Origin of the sequence: Erysipelatoclostridium sp. AM42-17, from assembly GCF_003480255.1 — a bacterium.
Lineage (GTDB): Bacteria > Bacillota_I > Bacilli_A > Erysipelotrichales > Coprobacillaceae > Faecalibacillus.
In genome coordinates this window covers 30,535-49,368 of the sequence record NZ_QUIN01000007.1, presented here as the reverse complement: position 1 = coordinate 49,368, position 18,834 = coordinate 30,535, and the positions used below count along the sequence as shown (strand labels likewise).

The 18,834-nt window shown below is 28.4% G+C and carries 19 protein-coding genes and 1 pseudogene; 15 read left to right on the top strand and 5 right to left on the bottom strand.

The features are described 5' to 3' along the window. The first annotated feature begins 8 nt into the window (after positions 1–8). The 13 genes and pseudogenes from ssb to DW911_RS04200 all read left to right on the top strand — a co-directional run bounded on the left by ssb (position 9) and on the right by DW911_RS04200 (position 10,913). Entirely contained in the window at positions 9–482 is a 474-nt protein-coding gene (gene ssb, locus DW911_RS04255; RefSeq protein WP_118607508.1) for a single-stranded DNA-binding protein, read from the top strand. Between the two features lie 17 nt (positions 483–499). Then, complete coding sequence (rpsR, locus tag DW911_RS04250; protein ID WP_118432233.1) at positions 500–730, top strand: 30S ribosomal protein S18; 231 nt, start codon at positions 500–502, stop codon at positions 728–730. A 237-nt stretch (positions 731–967) separates the two neighbouring features. Continuing rightward, entirely contained in the window at positions 968–1,153 is a 186-nt protein-coding gene (locus tag DW911_RS04245; protein ID WP_118432235.1) for a hypothetical protein, read from the top strand. Positions 1,154–1,256: 103 nt separating this feature from the next. Then, a complete protein-coding gene (locus tag DW911_RS04240) occupies positions 1,257–2,516 on the top strand; it encodes an ATP-binding protein (RefSeq protein ID WP_118432237.1) in 1,260 nt (419 codons plus the stop codon). Positions 2,517–2,693: 177 nt separating this feature from the next. Continuing rightward, positions 2,694–3,125: pseudogene (locus DW911_RS11100) on the top strand (flavin reductase family protein); the annotation flags it as partial. A gap of 69 nt (positions 3,126–3,194) precedes the next feature. Beyond that, on the top strand, positions 3,195–3,731 hold the full coding sequence (gene rbr / locus DW911_RS11095; protein ID WP_233541832.1) for a rubrerythrin: 537 nt from the start codon (positions 3,195–3,197) through the stop codon (positions 3,729–3,731). Between the two features lie 276 nt (positions 3,732–4,007). Next, positions 4,008–4,454, top strand: a complete 447-nt coding sequence (locus DW911_RS04230; RefSeq protein WP_158568175.1) for a PTS sugar transporter subunit IIA — start codon at positions 4,008–4,010, stop codon at positions 4,452–4,454. Between the two features lie 2 nt (positions 4,455–4,456). Beyond that, positions 4,457–4,762: a PTS fructose transporter subunit IIB gene (locus DW911_RS04225; protein WP_118432243.1), complete on the top strand. Its 306-nt coding sequence runs from the start codon at positions 4,457–4,459 to the stop codon at positions 4,760–4,762. 14 nt (positions 4,763–4,776) lie between these two features. Further along, positions 4,777–5,853, top strand: coding sequence for a PTS fructose transporter subunit IIC (locus tag DW911_RS04220; protein ID WP_118432245.1), 1,077 nt, complete (start codon positions 4,777–4,779; stop codon positions 5,851–5,853). Positions 5,854–5,883: 30 nt separating this feature from the next. Continuing rightward, complete coding sequence (locus DW911_RS04215) at positions 5,884–7,674, top strand: BglG family transcription antiterminator (RefSeq protein ID WP_118607507.1); 1,791 nt, start codon at positions 5,884–5,886, stop codon at positions 7,672–7,674. Between the two features lie 9 nt (positions 7,675–7,683). Beyond that, positions 7,684–8,709: a Gfo/Idh/MocA family oxidoreductase gene (locus DW911_RS04210; protein ID WP_118432249.1), complete on the top strand. Its 1,026-nt coding sequence runs from the start codon at positions 7,684–7,686 to the stop codon at positions 8,707–8,709. Positions 8,710–8,933: 224 nt separating this feature from the next. Continuing rightward, on the top strand, positions 8,934–9,749 hold the full coding sequence (locus tag DW911_RS04205) for an aldo/keto reductase (RefSeq protein ID WP_118432251.1): 816 nt from the start codon (positions 8,934–8,936) through the stop codon (positions 9,747–9,749). A gap of 9 nt (positions 9,750–9,758) precedes the next feature. Then, positions 9,759–10,913: an MFS transporter gene (locus DW911_RS04200; protein ID WP_118432253.1), complete on the top strand. Its 1,155-nt coding sequence runs from the start codon at positions 9,759–9,761 to the stop codon at positions 10,911–10,913. A 39-nt stretch (positions 10,914–10,952) separates the two neighbouring features. Here DW911_RS04200 and DW911_RS04195 read toward each other — a convergent pair whose 3' ends face one another. The 3 genes from DW911_RS04195 to DW911_RS04185 all read right to left on the bottom strand — a co-directional run bounded on the left by DW911_RS04195 (position 10,953) and on the right by DW911_RS04185 (position 14,094). Next, positions 10,953–11,837, bottom strand: a complete 885-nt coding sequence (locus DW911_RS04195) for a MurR/RpiR family transcriptional regulator (protein ID WP_118607506.1) — start codon at positions 11,835–11,837, stop codon at positions 10,953–10,955. A 215-nt stretch (positions 11,838–12,052) separates the two neighbouring features. Beyond that, positions 12,053–12,670, bottom strand: a complete 618-nt coding sequence (locus DW911_RS04190; RefSeq protein ID WP_118432256.1) for a YczE/YyaS/YitT family protein — start codon at positions 12,668–12,670, stop codon at positions 12,053–12,055. After that, entirely contained in the window at positions 12,670–14,094 is a 1,425-nt protein-coding gene (locus DW911_RS04185; RefSeq protein WP_118432258.1) for a 6-phospho-beta-glucosidase, read from the bottom strand. Before DW911_RS04185 ends, DW911_RS04190 begins: the two co-directional genes overlap by 1 nt. Positions 14,095–14,278: 184 nt before the next feature. Between DW911_RS04185 and DW911_RS04180 the strand changes: the two genes are divergently transcribed. Then, positions 14,279–15,169, top strand: coding sequence for a MurR/RpiR family transcriptional regulator (locus DW911_RS04180; RefSeq protein ID WP_118432260.1), 891 nt, complete (start codon positions 14,279–14,281; stop codon positions 15,167–15,169). Positions 15,170–15,317: 148 nt separating this feature from the next. Beyond that, entirely contained in the window at positions 15,318–16,715 is a 1,398-nt protein-coding gene (locus DW911_RS04175) for an ROK family protein (RefSeq protein ID WP_118432262.1), read from the top strand. A gap of 83 nt (positions 16,716–16,798) precedes the next feature. Here the strand turns inward: DW911_RS04175 and DW911_RS04170 are convergent, their stop codons facing one another. Both DW911_RS04170 and DW911_RS04165 read right to left on the bottom strand, forming a co-directional pair. After that, positions 16,799–18,154 (bottom strand): MATE family efflux transporter, encoded by a 1,356-nt coding sequence (locus DW911_RS04170; protein ID WP_118607505.1) that lies wholly within the window; start codon positions 18,152–18,154, stop codon positions 16,799–16,801. A 1-nt stretch (position 18,155) separates the two neighbouring features. Next, positions 18,156–18,731 (bottom strand): histidine phosphatase family protein, encoded by a 576-nt coding sequence (locus tag DW911_RS04165; RefSeq protein ID WP_118607504.1) that lies wholly within the window; start codon positions 18,729–18,731, stop codon positions 18,156–18,158. Positions 18,732–18,834 lie beyond the last annotated feature (103 nt).

Sequence of the window (18,834 nt, the reverse complement as noted above, 5' to 3'; positions counted from 1 at the left end):
CAGATTAAATGATTAATAGAGTCGTTATGGTAGGAAGAATGACTCGTGATCCAGAACTTAGAAGAACTGGAAGCGGGGCAGCAGTGACAAGTTTTACACTTGCTTTAAACCGTAACTATAATTCTGCTGACGGACAACAAGCAGATTACATACCATGTGTGGTATGGAATAAAGTTGCTGAAAATGTTGAACGTTATTGTTCAAAAGGATCATTAGTTGGAGTTGAAGGAAGACTTCGTTCAAGATCTTATGATAACGCTCAAGGACAAAGAGTATTCGTTGTTGAAGTTGTTTGCGATTCTGTACAATTCTTAGAAACTAAATCTCAAAGAGAAAGAATGCAAGCACAATCAAGTCAACCTCAAATGCAACAACCACAAATGAACAACCAATTACAAGATATGCAAACTGTTGAATTAGAAAAACAATTCGATAATACAGACAATACATTTGATATCATGGAAGACGATATTCAATTTTAAGAAAGGAGTTTTTTAAAATGGCTTTTAGAAAACAAAGAATGGGAAGAAGAAAAGTTTGTTACTTCACTAAAAACAAAATTACTTACATTGACTATAAAGATGTTGAATTATTAAAAAGATTCGTTTCAGCTAACGGGAAAATCATTCCTAGACGTGTAACTGGAACAAGCGCTAAATATCAAAGACAATTAGCTACAGCTATTAAAAGAGCTAGACAAATGGCATTATTACCATACGTTGGTGAATAGTCACTTAAAACGCCCATTTTATGGGCGTTTTTTTAATTGTTTTGCCAATTTGGGGACAAAAGTGGGGACAAAATCGTTCCTGCTTTTTTAGTTCGTATAACTTCTTATGAATTTAAACTAATTTGATATATTGGATATGTGACAATTGTGTAGGGAAAGTATATTTTGCCCCAGCTTATTGTATAAATTCATTTATTAATACTCAAAATAAAGATATAAATATGAAAGAGGGAAATGATGAATCAAGCAATACAGAAATTAACTTATGGATTATATGTTTTAACGGTACGTGTTGATGGTAGAGATAATGGTTGTATTATTGATACAGTAGCGCAAGTCTCGTATAAATCTACTCAAATATGCATCAGCAAGTTACACATACATAATGATAGAGAAGACGCTTCAATCTCATATTTTAAATAGGAATAACATCATTAAAAATAACCATTTAACAGAACTTTTTTTTATTTTTTTTAAAAAAGTTCTGTTATCTGTTTAATATGGTATAATATAAAAGGTGATAAATATGAAAAAATTATTTAAAAGAGAAAATTATTTAAAGAAAATAAGAGGCTTTTATGATGATGTAGATATGATAAAAGTCATCACAGGTGTAAGAAGATGTGGTAAGTCTTCATTAATGGAATTAATTAGTGATGAACTTACTTCACGAGGCATCGAGAAAGAAAATATTATATTTATACATTTAGATAAAAGACCATATAAAAGTATTAAAACAAGTGATCAATTAGAAAAGATCATTGATGAGAAAACCCTACGATTAAATGGGATTAAATATCTTTTTATAGATGAAATTCAAAATGTAACAGGATTTGAAGAAGTTATTAATGCATATCGAGAAGAAGGAGAATACTCAATTTTTATTACTGGAAGTAATAGTTATTTGTTATCAGGAGATCTTGCAACAAAATTAACTGGTCGTTATATTGAATTTGAAATGACAACTTTATCATTTGAGGAATATCTTGGAATGAAAAAGTTTTACGAAAAAGAAATATCACTAGATAAAGATGAAGAGTTTATTAATTATATATTAGAAGGTGGATTTCCGTTAACATTAAAGTATGATTCATTTGATGATAAAAGATTATATGTTGATAGTGTTATAGATGAAATATACGAAAAAGATATACGAAAAAATAATAAAATAAGAAAGAAAGAATTGTTTAAAAAAATACAAACATATATTATCAACAATTTTGGAGCAACAACTTCCGTAGAATCAATTTGTAAATATTTGAAGAAAAAGGGAGATAATGTATCAAAAAATACGGTATATAACTATTTAAATATATTAGAAAGTGCAAAAATTATCTCAAAATGTGAACGATTTGATATGAAAAGCAAACGTTCATTAAGCGGTGAAGAAAAATACTATCTGTCAGATTTAAGTTTTTATTTTGCTAAAAACACAGATAATAGAATAAATTATGGACCAGTATTGGAAAATGTAATTTATAATTATTTGAAGTCAAAAGGGTACAAAATAAGTATAGGGAAAATTGGGAAATTTGAGGTTGATTTTATAATACGAAATAATATGAACGATTATGCGTATATTCAAGTTGCTAGAACGATAGATAATGATAACTATGATGAAAACGGAAAGAATATTACAGAGGAAAGAGAATATAGATCTTTGGAAAATATATCTGATGGTTATAGTAAATATCTTTTAACTATGGATAAATTATTACAAAAACGAAGTGGAATTAAGCATTTGAACATCTTGGATATGATGATTAATAATGAAGAATTACTCTAATAAATACGAACTTAAAAAATAATGAGGATGGCTTATGCCAATCACATTTCACATAGAGTAATTTTACAGATATTGTATAACACTCATAGATATGAGAAAACTTGAATCTATGAGTGTTTTTTTGTATAAATTCATTCATCGTTACTCAAAATAAAGATATGAACATGAAAGAGGTAAATGATGAATCAAGCAATACAGAAACTAACTTATGGATTATATGTTTTAACGACACATGAGGATGGTAGAGATAATGGTTGTATTATTGATACAGCCATGCAAGTCTCCTCTATACCCAGTCAATTATGTATTTGTATAAATAAAGTGAGTTATACATACAAAATGATTGAAAAAACATGTCGATTTAATATCTCGGTCTTAAGTAAAGATAGCAGTATAGAACTCATTAAGCATTTTGGTTATCAAAGTGGTAAAGAAGTTGATAAATTTAAAGATTTTACATCTTGTAAAAGAGCCAATAATGGAATTTATTATATAACTCAAGGAACAAATGCTTATATTAGTGTAAAAGTAAAACAAAAGATAGAATTAGGAAGTCATGTGATGTTTATTGGTGAAATAGAAGAGATGGAAGTTATAAATGAAAAACCATCTTTAATATATGAAGAATATTTAAAGAGTATGAAATCTCATTTAGAAAAAGAGGATCAACAAGAATCAATGAATCAATATCAAGGAACCCAAACAGAAAAGAATTTAAAAACAGCCTTTCAAGGAGAATCACAAGCAAGAAATAAGTATACTTATTTTGCTTCTGTCGCTAAAAAAGAAGGCTATGAACAAATTGCTGCTATCTTTTTAAAGACAGCAGATAATGAAAAAGAGCATGCTAGAATGTGGTTGAATGAATTAGGTGGTATAGGTGATACCAAAACTAATCTTAAAGAAGCAGCTCATGGTGAAAGTTATGAATGGACAGATATGTATGATGATTTTGCTAAAACAGCATTATCGGAAGGATTTGTTGAATTAGCAAGAAAATTTAAAATGGTGGGTGAAATTGAAAAACAACATGAAGAAAGATATCGAGATTTATTAAAGAATATTGAAACAGCAGAAGTCTTTGCTAGAAGTGAAATAAAAATATGGGAATGTAGAAATTGTGGTCATCTTGTTATATCGAATAAAGCACCTGAAATTTGTCCGGTATGTTCATTTCCTCAAGGATATTTTGAAATAAAAGAGAATAATTATTAATGATTTAATTGATGGCAATATCCTGTAGTTATGTATTTTTATTTAGAATGAATACCTAGTAGTAATGAACAAAGGAACCTTATTTCTAGATTATCTAGAAATAAGGTTCTTTTTAGGTGACAAACTATACTTAAATTTCTATATAATTAAATTAATCGTGGTGTCACCGTTATTTTTTGTCACTTTACAGTGTCAAGAAAATGGGATGTAAAGATATGTACTTTTAGGTATATTATAAGTGCAGCCGGTTGAAGTACTAGAGAAATGGAGAATCATATGGAAGATAAAATTATAAATCTTGAATGTATTCATTTGGATCTTAGTGTTACAAGTAAAGAAGAATTATTAGAACGTTTATCAAAAGAAGCAGTACAAGTTGGTGCAGGAGATTCATCTGAAAGTATATTAGAAGATTTATGGAATAGGGAAAAAGAATTACCTACTGCTGTAGGAAAAGGAATTGCTATTCCACATTGTAGAAGTAAATCAATTAAATCTTCTAAATTATTATTCTATCGTTTAAAACAAGATATTGATTGGGATGTTAATGAAAAAATCAACTTAGTATTTGCAATTCTCACACCTGATAGTGGAAATAATCAACATTTAGTTTTACTATCTAAATTATCAAGACATTTATTAAGAAAAGACTTTTTAGAAATGTTAAAAAATAGTTCAAAAGAAGAAATTATTAATAAAATAAAAGAAATCATAGGAGAGTAAAAATGAAGAAAATTGTTGCAATATGTGCATGCCCAATGGGTATTGCTCACACATATATGGCTGCTGATGCTATTGAAGAAGCAGCTAATGAATTAGGATATCAAGTTAAAGTTGAAACACAAGGTGCTTCAGGAATTGAAGATAAATTAAGTCCAAAAGATATTAAAGAAGCAGATTTAATCATGATTGCAAGTGCTGTAAAAATCAGTCAAAGTAATCGATTAGAAGGATATGAAGATAAAATTGTAAAAGTAGAATTAAAACAAGCGATTAATAATAGTTTAAATATTATTAAAGAACATATTTAAAGGGGAAAAGAATCATGGAAGAAAAACAATCAGTTTGGAAAGAATTCCAAGAGCATTTAATGACAGGAATTTCATATATGATTCCAGTTATCGTACCAGCAGGTATTATCATGGGTATTGGTATTATGATTGGACAATTTATTGGCGTGGATGCAAATAGTGCTAAATTATTAACATCTAGTGATCCATTTTTAAAATTTGTAGGTTGGATTACACAAGTTGCCGGTGCAGGAATGATGGGACTTATGTTCCCTGTCTTTGCAGCATTTGTTTCTTATAGCATTTGTGATAAGCCAGGGTTAGCTCCAGGATTTATTGGAGGTTATCTTGCTAAAGAAATGGGTTCTGGATTTTTAGGAGCTATTGCTATTGGAATTTTTGCAGGATATGCTGTAAAATTTTTAAATGAACACATTAAATTTTCACGTACATTTAGACCAGTTAAGAATTTATTTTTAATTCCTGTTGGAGGTACAATCTTAGCTGTACTTGCAAGTTATTTTGTTATTGGTCCGATTGGTAATATTCTAATTTCTGCTATTACAGCATTTATTAAAATGATTGGTGAATTTGGAGCAGTTGCTTTAGGTGCAGTTATCTCAGCTTCAATGGCTTTTGACCTTGGAGGACCAATTAATAAAACAGCATTAGCTATGAGTATGCAACTTAATACAGATGCTGGTGTTAATGCATGGGTTCCAGCTATGATAGGTGCTGTTATTCCTGCTATTGGGGTTGGACTTGCAACAATTATTGATAAAGCGGTATTTAAAAGAGCAGTATTTACAGATCAAATGAAAACTGATGGATTTGCATGCTTCTTATTAGGATTTATGGGAATTTCTGAAGGATGTATTCCTTTCGCTATTAAAGATCCATTATTCATGGTACCATTAAATGTTATTGCTTCAGGAATTGGTGGAGCAATTGCCGTGGCATTAGGAACATCAGCTCAAACAGGCGTTCCTGCCGCTATCTGGGGATGGCCATTAGCACATAATCCATTAGGATGGGTTTTAGCTGTGCTTGTTGGTTCACTTATTGTTTGTGCGGGAACATTATATCGTGCTAAAACATTAAGTAAACAATAATAAAGAAGTTAAGGATGAAAGGAGAAAAATATGTCAAAATTAAATCGTGAAATTCTAAAGATACTTGCAGAAAATAATGAACCTGTTTCAAGCGTAAAGTTAGCTGAATTGTTAGATGTTTCTCCTCGAACTATAAAAAGATACATTAAAAGTATTAATGATCAAGAAGATGTGGTTACATCTACAAAAAATGGTTATTTATTAAAAGCAAGTCCTGCGCAAAAAGAATTACTTGTATTTAATTCAAGCCAGGTTCACGATAACTTAAATCAAGATATATTTTATGAGCTTTTTATCCATGATCATCAAACAATAGATCAAATTAGTGAAAATACATATTACAATCGTAATACTGTAAGTAATGCTTTAAAAACAATCAGAAAAGTATTAAAGAATTATCATCTTGACTTAAAATCAGAAAATAAAAAAGGATTGATTATTCAGGGAAATGAAATTAATATTCGTCAATGTATGGTAGAAAATACCGATATCGATCATTATTTTTATCAGATATACGCTGATTTAGATCAATCATTTATACATCAATGCATTATTAAACAATTAAGAAAAAATAAAATCATCAAAAGAAGTATCGAAATTGACTTACTAGAAAAATATATCAAAGTATCAATCTTGAGAGAACCCATGCTTCCTATAGAAGTAGATTTAGACAATGTTTCTATACATATTAAGACTCTTTCAGCAATCGAACACATGATTGCTGAAATCAATCAACATATGCACTTAGAATTAAAAGAGAATTTAAAATATTATTTAGCTTCAGTCTTAGGGGGACAGGTTTTATCATATAGTGAATATCAGGATTTAGAGAAGATTGTAACAGAAGCGTTAGAACATATTGAAAACAAATATAATGAAGATTTGTTGTCTAATAAAAAATTAGTTAATAATTTATACCAACATATAAAAGATACTTGTCAAAAATTAAGAATTAATATTCATGTTGAAAATCCACTTAAATCGGTCATTAAATCTAAATATTATATGGCATATGAATATGCTACAATCCTTACTGAAAAAATACACCAAGCTTTACATTACAACTTCTCTGATGATGAGATAGCATATATTGCTTTACACTTTGAAGGAAATAATATTAATAAATCAAATATGATGAAAAGAAAAATTCTTATTATATGTGATAATGGAGTAGGAACATCTGTTTTACTAAAAGATAAGTTAGAAAGTCAAATACCTGAACTTGAAGTTGTTGATACACTACCTTACTATATGTTAGAAAATTATTCTCTTGAACATATTGATTTTATTATCTCCACACATGAATATGATGAAATACGTTTAAAAAAAGTTCTTGTAGTCAGCCCAATATTATCTGAAGGAGATATAGAACGTATACATCATTATATGAAAAACACAATAAATATCGCATATTTTAGTCATTTGTTTAATAGAGAACATTTTCAATATTTAAAATGTGAAAATAAAGAACAGGTATTAAATATTTTAACTAAAAGCTTATGTAAAGATAAACTTATAAACCAAGAAACAGCACAAGATATCATTCATCGAGAAGAACATTTTTCTACAGAAATAGGACATTTCACTGCTATTCCACATTGTGTCGTAGACAAACCTTCCTTTATATATTTTATTGTTTTAGAAAATCCTATTATTTGGAAAAATGAAAAAGTTCAAATTATTTTCTTTGGAGGAATTAATCCTAATGAACAAGACGGTAAAAAGATATTTAGTTATATTAACAAACAATTAAGCAATCCTGATACAGTAGATGCTTTACGAAAAGTAAAGACATTTGATGATTTAAAACAAATATTATAGGAGAGAAAAATGCTTACAATTGGTTATATTGGAAATGGGAAAAGTGCCAACAGATACCATATTCCTTATGTCTTAACAAGAAACAATATAAAGATTAAAACAATTTATGATCTTCATATATCTCATGATGTTTGGAAAAAAATAGACGGTGTAAACTATACAGAAAATATAGATGATTTACTTAATGATCCACAAATAGATTTAATTGTAATCTGTACAACACCTAAAACACATTATGAACTTACAAAAACAGTATTAAATGCTGGAAAAAATGTAATGGTTGAAAAACCATTTATGCCAACCTATGAACAAGCTAAAGAAATCTTTGATTTAGCTAAAAGTAAAAATTTATTTGTACAAACTTATCAAAACAGAAGATATGATAGTGACTTTTTAACAGTACAAAAAGTAATTGAAAGTGGCAAATTAGGAGAATTATTTGAAATTGTATTAACGTTTGACTATTGGCGACCTGAAGTGCCGCTTCATTCAACACGTGTTCCTTATTACGATACATTGTATTATGGGCATGTTGTACATACAATGGATCAAATAATTTCATATTTTGGTAAACCAGATAAAGTCAAATATGAACTAAGACATCTATGTGGTGAAGATAAAATGAATGATTATTATGATATTGATATGTATTATGGAAATTTAAAAATATCGTTAAAATCAAGTTATTTTATGAAACATAAAAGACCAAGTTTCTGTGTTTATGGTAAGCAAGGAACATTTATTAAGGAGACACCTGATCGACAAGAAGAACATCTTAAAGAATTTTACATGCCGCGTCATAAAGATTTTGGCGTAGATTTACCTGAACATTATGGTAAATTATATACTGTGGATGAAAATGGAAAAGATGTTATTGAAGTCATCACATCACAAGTAGGTGATTATGGTAGAGTATATGATCATGTTTATGATGTGTTAAAGAATGGTAAAGAAAAAGTGATTACTAATGAACAAACCTTACTTCTTATGAAATTATTAGAAGAAGGTTTAACAAAAGAAGAGGTTATATTATAGGATTGTGATACTAATTGAGTATCACAATCTTTTTAAATGCATGATCTTTTACAAATCCCATAATTGATATATTGATTTCTTATTTTATAGATTATGCATATTTTATTTACAAAAAATAACCAATATTCTTTGTGTTTTGTAAATTCAGTTTGAATTGAATTTACTAATATAGATAAATAAATCCATTCTTTATATGATAAGTCATGAAAGAAAGGAGTAATCAAATGAATCAAGATACAAAAGTATTATTGAATGATGGACATAGAATGCCGATTATTGCTTTAGGTGTTTGGCAAAGTCAGGAAGATACCAAAAAAGCAGTACTTGACGCTTTAAAGGCAGGATATCGACATATAGATACTGCCTTTGTGTATGATAATGAAAGAGCAGTAGGTGAAGCAATAAGGGAAAGTGGTATTCCAAGAAATGAAATATTTGTAACAACAAAATTATGGAATGATGACATTAGAAGTTATAAAATACGAGAGGCTTTAAAAACAAGTTTAGATAATCTAGGATTAGATTATGTTGATCTTTATTTAATTCATTGGCCGGCAGAGGGTTATGTGGAAGCTTATTTAGAAATGGAAAAGTTACAAAAAGAAGGATTAATAAGAAGTATAGGTGTTTCTAACTTTAGAAAATCACATCTTGAAAATCTGTTATCTCAAGTACATATTATTCCTAGTATTAATCAAATAGAAACAAACCCACAAATGGTAGATGAAGAAACTATTCAATTTTGTAAAGAAAATAAAATTGTTGTTGAAGCATGGTCACCACTTGGAAGTGGTGCTTGTTTGAGTATACCTGCTATTCAAATATTAGCCAATAAATATCATAAATCATTAGCACAAGTTATTTTAAGATGGTTATTACAAAAAGGAATTGTTGTATTACCAAAATCAATCCATGAAAATAGGATTATAGAAAATATGAATATATTTGATTTTGAATTAACTCATGAAGAAATGAATCTAATGAATCAACTTAATCAACATAAAAGAACGGGACCAGATCCGGATTGCTTTAATTTTTAGGGGACTTATATGAAAAAATATCAAGGAAGTTATTTAAGTTATTTTTTAATGTATATGTTCTATTATTTATCTATGGCTTTATTTTCTGGACTTATTTCAGTTTATCTAATGGATAAAGGCTATAAAGCAAGTGATGTCAGCCTTGTTGTATCAAGTTCTTTTATCTTATCAATGATAACACAACCTTTTATTGGTAATTTATGTGATCGCTTTGATAAGAAAATAGTAAATGGAATTTTATTATCAATTGCAGGCATATTTGGAGTTATCTTTATTTTTGTTAATCATATCTATATGATTGCCTTTGTTTATAGCCTGGTATTAGCTATTTTAAATGGGGTTAACTCTATTATTGAAAGAATGGCCACAGTATCCAGTCATAAGTATGGTCTTATTCGAATATGGGGAACAATAGGATATGCCAGTGGTTCACAATTAAGTGGACTTATTTATCGTTATATCTCACCTGAAGCAATGTATGTTTTTTTTGTTGTCGGAATGGTATTATGTGCAATTGGGATATTTGGTACTCAAGATGTTAAAGAAATAGAAGAAAAAGGTAAAGAAAAAACATCAATGAAAGATGTTTTTCTAAATAAAAAGTTAATCTTTTATATACTTATTACTTGTATTTTTTATGGTATGACTAATGTTAATAGTATTTATTTACCGGCAATGTATCAACATAATGGGTTAACAATATCTCAGGCTACAACGGTCATATTTGCAGGTAGTATGATGGAATTACCCGTTATCTTATTATCACGTTATTACATGAATAAAATTGGTAATAAACAATTATTAATTTTAACTTTTCTATTATTGATGATTCAATTTATGACCTATGCTTTTATACCTTATGTTATGATTCAAGTTATTGTGACATTCTTGACAAAGTCAGTAGCAACTATGGCTTTTATTATGATTAATATGAAAGTGATCGCTACAATCATTGATAGTCAACATCAAATAAGTGCTTTATCAATTGTTTCTACTTTTAAAAGTTTTAGTTCTATTATATTTCAAGCACTTGCTGGATATTTAATTGATTTATATTCATATCAATTCTTTTATATTTTTCTCTTTGGCTTTGCAGTAATAGGATTAGTTTTATGCATTATTTATAAAATACCTAGTGGTAATGAACATCGTTTATTTGATTAAAAAAGCTTTATTTCTAGATTGTTCTAGAGATAAAGCTTTTTAAAATTCATCTTCTTTTAAAATATCAACAGTAGAAAAACGTCCTGTTTCTATGGCTTTAGAAGTCTCAATTTTAATATCTAAATTTTTCTTATAATCTAAGGCAAATACACATGAATAAATAACATCTAATAAATAAGTAACTGCACTATCGGTAGAAAAAGTAGCAATTTTAGAATATAACTTTTCTCTTGTACAAATGCGTAATACACATTGTGACATGCGAGCAATTGTATTATAACCAATACTTGTAATAGCGATAATAGGAATATTTTTATGATTCAATGCTTGAGCTATATGTTCCAAAACATAAGTTTCACCAGAATAAGAAACAATCATTGCACAAGAATCAACACTTGCAAGTGTAGCATTAAAAATAATTTCATTTTGTAAACCATGAATATGAACAGGTTTTCTAATACGAGACATATTGTGTTTAAATTCTTGGGTAATGAGTAAATTATTACTTACAGCAAAAAGATGAATGCAAGATGCTTTTCGTATTATTTGAATCGCTTTTTGTAAATCGTCATGAGTAATTAATGATAAAGTATCATCAATTGATTCTTTTTTTAAAGTAGCAATCTTGCCAGCAATAGACATCATCGTGTCATTATCTTTAAAAGGAATATTAGCGTCAATATTTGAAAAATGACTTTGCAGATAACGAGCCTCTTTAAGATAAGCTTCTTTTAATTCGTTCCAACCTGAATAGTTAAGTTTTTTTGCAATTCTAATGAGCGTAGATGGAACAGTATAAGTTGCCTGAGCAATCTCTTTAGCAGTCATATTTTTAATAAGAACATTTTTTTCTAAAATATAATCAATAACAGCTTTCTCTGAATTAGAAAAGGCATGATTTTCCATTTTTTCTCTTAATAACATATTTCATCACCTAGAAATATTTTATCATAAGTATTTTTAAAATTATATTTTTATAGGTAATAAACTATATTTAAATTCTTATATAATTAAACTAATCACTCATCATTGTTTTTATTACTTAACAGTGTTACTAAAATAAAAAGTTAGGATATGTACTTTCAAATATGAGATAAGTGCAACCAATTGAGGTATTAAAGGAATAAATAAATGTGATACTAATTGAGTATCACAATCTTTTTAAATGCATGATCTTTTACAAATCCCATGATTGGAGAAAAGATACATGCCGCTATAATAGTTCCTTCCCTAAGTGCAAAGCCACATTGAAAGATAAGAGATAGACATATACATGTTATAACAAGAATGATATCCAAAATCTGTCTAACTTTTTGAAAATCAATGTGAGATGTATTGGATAAAGCAAGGGAGAAACCTTCGCATGGGAAAACACATACATTTAAGGCAACAAGCATACCACAACCACTTGCTGAAATACATAAACCAATGATTTCCATGATAAGTGATTGATAATATTGAAGAGAAATACTACCTAGAATTTGATAAACAATTGTATTAACAATCATTCCAAATAATAAACTCATCATCAATTGTAAAATATATTTTATTTTCAATTGTTTAGAAATCATAATTTGAAAAAGAATCATACATGCATTAACAAAGAGAGTCAATGTACCTACTTTGATATGACTTATGTAATTAAATGTTACGGCTAAGGCTTCATATGGCGAAACGCCAATATTAGCTTTAAAACACAATGAATCACCAATAGAAACCATCATTAAAGTAAGTATAAAAAGAAGATATCTTTTCATTACAATTCTTCTCCATTAGAAGCAATGACTTGTTTATACCAATAGAACGAATCTTTTTTATATCTTTTTAATGTACCATGTCCTTCATTATCTTTATCTACATAAATGAAGCCATATCTTTTCTTCATTTCTCCGGTTGTAAAAGAGACAAGGTCAATACAGCCCCAAGGAGTATAACCAATTAAATCTACACCATCTTCTTCAACCGCTAATTTCATTTGTTGAATATGTGCCTTTAAATAACTAATACGATCTTGATCATGAACGGTCCCATTTTCAAGTTGGTCAATTGCTCCAAAACCATTTTCAACAATAAATAAAGGTATTTCATATCTTTCATAAATAGCATTTAAAATATAACGCAAACCTTCTGGATCAATTGTCCAACCCCATTTAGTCACATTTAAGAAAGGATTTTCAACGGTATGACTATGTGCTGCTTCAACTGTTTTGGATAAATCAATAATATGATCTTTATCAACAGTTGTTGACATATAATAACTAAATCCAAGATAATCCACTTTACCTTGTTTTAGAATATCCAAATCACCTTGTTCCATTTCGATAGTATATCCTTTTCTTTCAAACATTTTTAAAGCATAGGTAGGATAATGACCGCGACATTGAACATCACTAAAGAAATAACGATCATGCATGGCTTCTAAAGCAAGTTGATTATTTTGCGGATGACAATTATATGGATAAACAGGTTCCATCGCTAACATACATCCAATTTTAAAATCAGGGTTGATTTGATGTCCTAAAATAACAGCCTTGGCACTAGCGACAAACAAATGATGAACACTTTGATACATAGCAAGTTCAGGATTATCATATTGGCTATAGAGAACACCTGCATTGGTCCAACCAAAGATGTCATTATGATAATTCGCTTGATTATTGATTTCATTGAAAGTCATCCAATATTTAACTTTGTTTTTATATCTTTTAAAACATACTTCACAAAAATGGATGAAAAAATCAATCATTTTTCGATTATGCCAACCACCATATTCCTTAGCTAAATGAAAAGGCATTTCAAAATGACTTAAAGTAATAATAGGTTGAATACCATATTTTAATAATTCATCAAATAAATCATCGTAGAATTGTAATCCTTTTTCATTAGGTTCCTGTTCATTCCCGTTAGGGAAAATACGAGTCCAAGCAATAGAAGTTCTAAAACACTTAAATCCCATTTCAGCAAACAACTTAATATCTTCTTTATAACGATGATAGAAATCAATGGCTTCTAAATTTGGATAAAATTCTCCTTCAACTAAACCATCCGTAATTTTACGTGCTGTATCTCGACTTCCTGCTGTCATGACATCAGCTACACTTAATCCTTTACCATCACAAAAGCCACCTTCTAATTGATGAGCAGCAACAGCGCCACCCCATAAAAAATCTTTACTTAACATAGATATACCCTCCTTTTTTACATGTTCATCATAATTGGATATGATAAAAATGAATAGAGATAAAAAAACAATTAATAGTTATTTCCTGTAAAATAGATAATTTAATAGTAAAATTGGAAATTTTTTCCAAATATAGGTAAAATAAAGCTATAAATTTCCAATTATCTATAAAAAGGAGGAAAATATGTTACTCATTCAAAAACTAGAATACTATGATCATCTTACTGCCAATGAACAAACTGTTGCTCATTATTTATTAGATAACCAACATCGTATGCAGGATGTTTCTATTTCAGAAATATCAAAAAATACATATACTTCATTATCTACGACAGTTCGTTTATCTAAAAAATGCGGTTATCAAGGCTGGAAGGAACTTAAAAAAGCTTTAATTGAAGAAATGAATTATTTAAATAAACAAACAACACATGTTGACGCTAATTATCCTTTTAAACAAGGTGATTCAATTTTCACCATCGCTAAGAATCTATCATCATTATTATCAGAAAGTATTTTAGATACTTATCAGTTATTAGAACATGATAGTTTTCAAAAAGCTATATTATTGCTTAGATCCAGTCAAATCATCAATGTATATGGTATAACTCATCCAATTAGTGTTGCTTATGATTTTAAACTAAAAATGCGAACAATAGGTAAAACTGTAAATATCATTCAAGATGAAGATGCTTATTACTATTATTCTTATTATACAAATAAAGATACATGTTCTTTATTTGTTTCTTATTCAGGTGAAACTTTAGAATTATTATCACCATTAAAGAGAATAAAAGAAAAGGGATATCCCGTGGTGACTCTAACCAGTATTGGTGATAATACTTTTTCTAAACTGGCAGATGCCTGGTTACCCATTACGACTAAAGAGAAACTATCTAATAAAATTGCTACATTTTCATCTAATATTGCTATTCATTATTTATTAGATTTAATTTTTGCTTGTATTTTTGAAGCTAATTATGATGAACATATTAAAACAAAAAAAGAAATATCTAAACAATTAGATTATGAACGTTTCTCTAATGTATCATTATTAAATGATGAAATAGAGTCATAATTAGATATAAAAGATAAATTTTTTTCAAATTTAAATTAAAGATTGAAAAAATAAAGAAAAATTTGTTTCTATAATAGTAATTTACATTATTATTATAGATTTTTTTATTATAATAATGATGTAAACAAAAGGCATGGGAGGTATAACGATGGATGAATTTTTAAATGATATTTATATTAATGTATATAAAAAATGGATTTTAAGTCATAATCAGGATGATTGTAAGTTATATCTTGTAGATGATGGTGAAATTAAGATGGAAACAAAATATGGAATAGGACAAATATGTTTTCATCCTTTAAGTATCATAGAATTTTCAGTAAAAAATATTATTACTGAAGAAATAGAATTTTACCTACATTTTCAATTTAAAAACATGCGCCATGCAGTATATTTATTTAATGAAATGTTAGATAGCACTAAACATTTAACGAATCATCATAAATTAAAAGTATTATTATCATGTTCGGGAGGACTCACAACCAGCTATTTTGCTCAAAAAATGAATGAGGCAGTAGAACTATTAGGCATTGACATCCATGTAGATGCTATAGGATATAATAATCTATATAAAGTAGGACATGATTATGACATGATTTTATTAGCGCCGCAAATTTCTTATATGTGTGCTAAAGTAAGTGAAATTTTACAGAATCAAATTGTCGTTAAGATTCCTTCCAGAATATTTGCTAAATATGATGTAAAAGCCATGTTAGCACTTATTGAAGAAAAAAGAAATGAAAAGAAAAAAATCTTACCTACAACTCAATCCCCAGTTAAACTTAATAATATTGAACCTACAGGAAAGAAAATTTTATGTTTAGGTTTTGTAAGAAATTCTCATCGTATTCATATTGCATATCGTCTTTATGGAGAAAATAATCAAATTTTAGCTGATAATGAAATTATTAAAAAAACGTTGTATATTCAAGATTATTATGATGTGATCGATAGTATTTTAGCTCAATATACTAATGTACAAGTTATTGGTATTGCTATGCCAGGTATAATTCATGAAGATCGTATTACCTCTATGATGATTGATGGGTTAGATGATTTATATTTTGAATACTTTACTAAAAGATATGCACAACATTTTTACTTTGAAAATGATGTGAATGCTGTTGCTTTAGGATATCATGCTTCCCAAAATCAATATCATTCACTTTCACTTATATTTCAACCAATTATCTCATATGCTGGCGTGGGTAATATTGTCCATGACCGTTTATTAACAGGAAAACATCATGTATCAGGAGAAGTTCAATTTTTACCTTTAAATTTAACCAAAAATGCTTTAGAACTTCATCAAACACCTGAAGGAGCAATTGAATCAATGGCTAAAACGATTGTTTCTATCATTAGTTTACTTGATCCTCAAGAAATTGTGATGTGTTGTTTCCTTATAACGGATGTACAAGATCTTTATAATGAAGTAAAAAAATACCTACCTGAAGAATACATTCCACCTATTATAAAGATTGATTATCTACAAGAGTATATGTTAGCGGGAACATTATTATCATGTTATCAAAAAGTCATGTAATAATGTAAAAAGGAAATTGAGAAAACTCAATTTCCTTTTTTAGTCGATCATAATTCTATTTTCTTTGATAAGGGTTGCCCGTTTTAGTTTCTTATATAAGCATTATGATAGAATGAATAAACTAACTGAATGGTCATGACACACCAAATAACCGGTTCACAGAAAATAACTGCCATATATTGAAAACGAGGAATAAAGATAAAAACAAAGATAATCTTTCCTACAAATTCAATAATACTTGAAACTAATGGTAATAGTTTTTGACCAATTCCTTGTAAAGCATATCTTGTTTGCATTAAAATACCTAATATTGCATAGAATGGCGCCACAATAGTTAAATATAATGTTCCATTATGTAAAACAACTTCTTGGCTTGAACCAGAAATCATCTTAACAAGAGATGAACCAAATAATAAGATTAAAACAGTAACAATAGCCGCACCTACAATATCATAAATATAAGCATATCTTAAAGCTTTTTTTATTCTATCTTTTTGGTTTGCTCCTTTATTTTGGGAAACAAAAGTAGAAATAGCTAGAGCCATAGCTGTAAAAGGCATATTAAAGAACATGTATAACTTTCTAGCAGCAGTATGACCAGCAATAATAAGATAACCTAAATTATTAATTCCATATTGTAAAATAACAGAACCAGCTGAAACAATACAACTCATAAATCCCATTGAAAATCCTTGACCTAATAATTCTTTATATAATTCTTGATCATATTTAAAATGTTCTTTTTTAGGTAAAAGTAAAGGTGTCTTTTTAAACATATAAATAATACATAAAATAACTGAAACACCTTGGGAAATAACCGTAGCAACAGCAGCTCCTTGTATTCCCATATGTAATTGTGTAATAAATAATAAATCTAAAACAATATTTAAAACAGAAGAGACAATGAGAAATACCAGTGGCATAACACTATTACCAATCGCTCTCATTAAACCAGCACATAGATTATATGCAAACATAACAATAATAAATAACACAATAAAGAAAATATAACTGTATGCTTCATTAATAATTTTAGTTGGTGTATTTAATAAATGAAGTAAAGAGTTTAAAAAGATTAAACCAATAATAGTAAGTGAAATCGAAACGACAATCCCAATAACTAAAGAACTCGCTACTGATTTTTTAAGCAAGTTTTCATCTTTAGAACCGTAACTTCTTGCAGTAACAATGGCTAAACCATTGCCTATACCTAAGGCAAAACCAACTAATAAATCATAGATTGAAGTACAAGATCCAATAGCGGCTAAAGAGGCATCCCCTAAGAAGTTACCGACAATCATGGTATCGACAGTATTATATAATTGTTGAAAAATATTTGAAATGAATAGAGGTAAAGCAAAGATAATTAATGATTTAAAAATAGGACCATTAATTAAATCTACATTACTATTTAATGATTTTCTTTTAATCGTATTCATATTATTCAGTAATATTACGGTTAAATAATTCTACTAATGTAAAAATACCGTCTTCATATTCATATTTTTGGATACAACAATTATAAAATCTTTCTGTCTTTTTCACTTTAGCATGTTCTTCCCATGCACGATAGAATTGAGCACAAGCTGCACCATGTGATACCGCTAATACAACTTCATGATCATCTTTATTCATAATATCAGTAAGTGTCTTGGACATTCTTTCACGTAATTCCATTTCCCCTTCACCACCAAATTGTTTAAAGAAATCACCATAAGGTAGTTTAGGGTTTAAACATTCGTCTTTTCCTTCAAAAGCACCAAAATTCCATTCTTTTAAACCTTTTACTCTAGTATAAGGCATACTTGTAACAAGTTCTAAAGTATCACAAGCTCTTTCAGAAGTAGAAGCATAAGCATGATCGAAGACAATATGATTGTTTGTAAAATATTCACTTGCTTTCTTTGCTTGTTTGATACCTAAAGGTGTAAGTGGAGTATCACACCATCCTTGGATTTTATGTTGTAAATTAAATAATGTTTGACCGTGTCTCATCAAATAAAGTGTTTTTTTCATTATAAGTACCTCCCTTTTTCATTCTTATTTTAAGGAATAAAAATAAAAAAGTACAATATAAATAATGAAAACTGCTATAATAAAATTGCATAGTGGAGGGAAC

What these genes read in the sequence shown, in the direction of transcription:
- DW911_RS04225 (WP_118432243.1), top strand. Translation starts at nt 4,457, where the DNA reads ATGAAGAAAATTGTTGCAATATGTGCATGCCCAATGGGTATTGCTCAC.
- DW911_RS04215 (WP_118607507.1), top strand. Translation starts at nt 5,884, where the DNA reads ATGTCAAAATTAAATCGTGAAATTCTAAAGATACTTGCAGAAAATAAT.
- DW911_RS04195 (WP_118607506.1), bottom strand. Translation starts at nt 11,837, where the DNA reads ATGTTATTAAGAGAAAAAATGGAAAATCATGCCTTTTCTAATTCAGAG.
- DW911_RS04240 (WP_118432237.1), top strand. Translation starts at nt 1,257, where the DNA reads ATGAAAAAATTATTTAAAAGAGAAAATTATTTAAAGAAAATAAGAGGC.
- DW911_RS04190 (WP_118432256.1), bottom strand. Translation starts at nt 12,670, where the DNA reads ATGAAAAGATATCTTCTTTTTATACTTACTTTAATGATGGTTTCTATT.
- DW911_RS04175 (WP_118432262.1), top strand. Translation starts at nt 15,318, where the DNA reads ATGGATGAATTTTTAAATGATATTTATATTAATGTATATAAAAAATGG.
- DW911_RS04200 (WP_118432253.1), top strand. Translation starts at nt 9,759, where the DNA reads ATGAAAAAATATCAAGGAAGTTATTTAAGTTATTTTTTAATGTATATG.
- DW911_RS04170 (WP_118607505.1), bottom strand. Translation starts at nt 18,154, where the DNA reads ATGAATACGATTAAAAGAAAATCATTAAATAGTAATGTAGATTTAATT.
- rbr (WP_233541832.1), top strand. Translation starts at nt 3,195, where the DNA reads ATGAATCAATATCAAGGAACCCAAACAGAAAAGAATTTAAAAACAGCC.
- DW911_RS04165 (WP_118607504.1), bottom strand. Translation starts at nt 18,731, where the DNA reads ATGAAAAAAACACTTTATTTGATGAGACACGGTCAAACATTATTTAAT.
- rpsR (WP_118432233.1), top strand. Translation starts at nt 500, where the DNA reads ATGGCTTTTAGAAAACAAAGAATGGGAAGAAGAAAAGTTTGTTACTTC.
- DW911_RS04210 (WP_118432249.1), top strand. Translation starts at nt 7,684, where the DNA reads ATGCTTACAATTGGTTATATTGGAAATGGGAAAAGTGCCAACAGATAC.
- DW911_RS04185 (WP_118432258.1), bottom strand. Translation starts at nt 14,094, where the DNA reads ATGTTAAGTAAAGATTTTTTATGGGGTGGCGCTGTTGCTGCTCATCAA.
- DW911_RS04245 (WP_118432235.1), top strand. Translation starts at nt 968, where the DNA reads ATGAATCAAGCAATACAGAAATTAACTTATGGATTATATGTTTTAACG.
- DW911_RS04230 (WP_158568175.1), top strand. Translation starts at nt 4,008, where the DNA reads ATGGAAGATAAAATTATAAATCTTGAATGTATTCATTTGGATCTTAGT.
- DW911_RS04205 (WP_118432251.1), top strand. Translation starts at nt 8,934, where the DNA reads ATGAATCAAGATACAAAAGTATTATTGAATGATGGACATAGAATGCCG.
- DW911_RS04220 (WP_118432245.1), top strand. Translation starts at nt 4,777, where the DNA reads ATGGAAGAAAAACAATCAGTTTGGAAAGAATTCCAAGAGCATTTAATG.
- ssb (WP_118607508.1), top strand. Translation starts at nt 9, where the DNA reads ATGATTAATAGAGTCGTTATGGTAGGAAGAATGACTCGTGATCCAGAA.
- DW911_RS04180 (WP_118432260.1), top strand. Translation starts at nt 14,279, where the DNA reads ATGTTACTCATTCAAAAACTAGAATACTATGATCATCTTACTGCCAAT.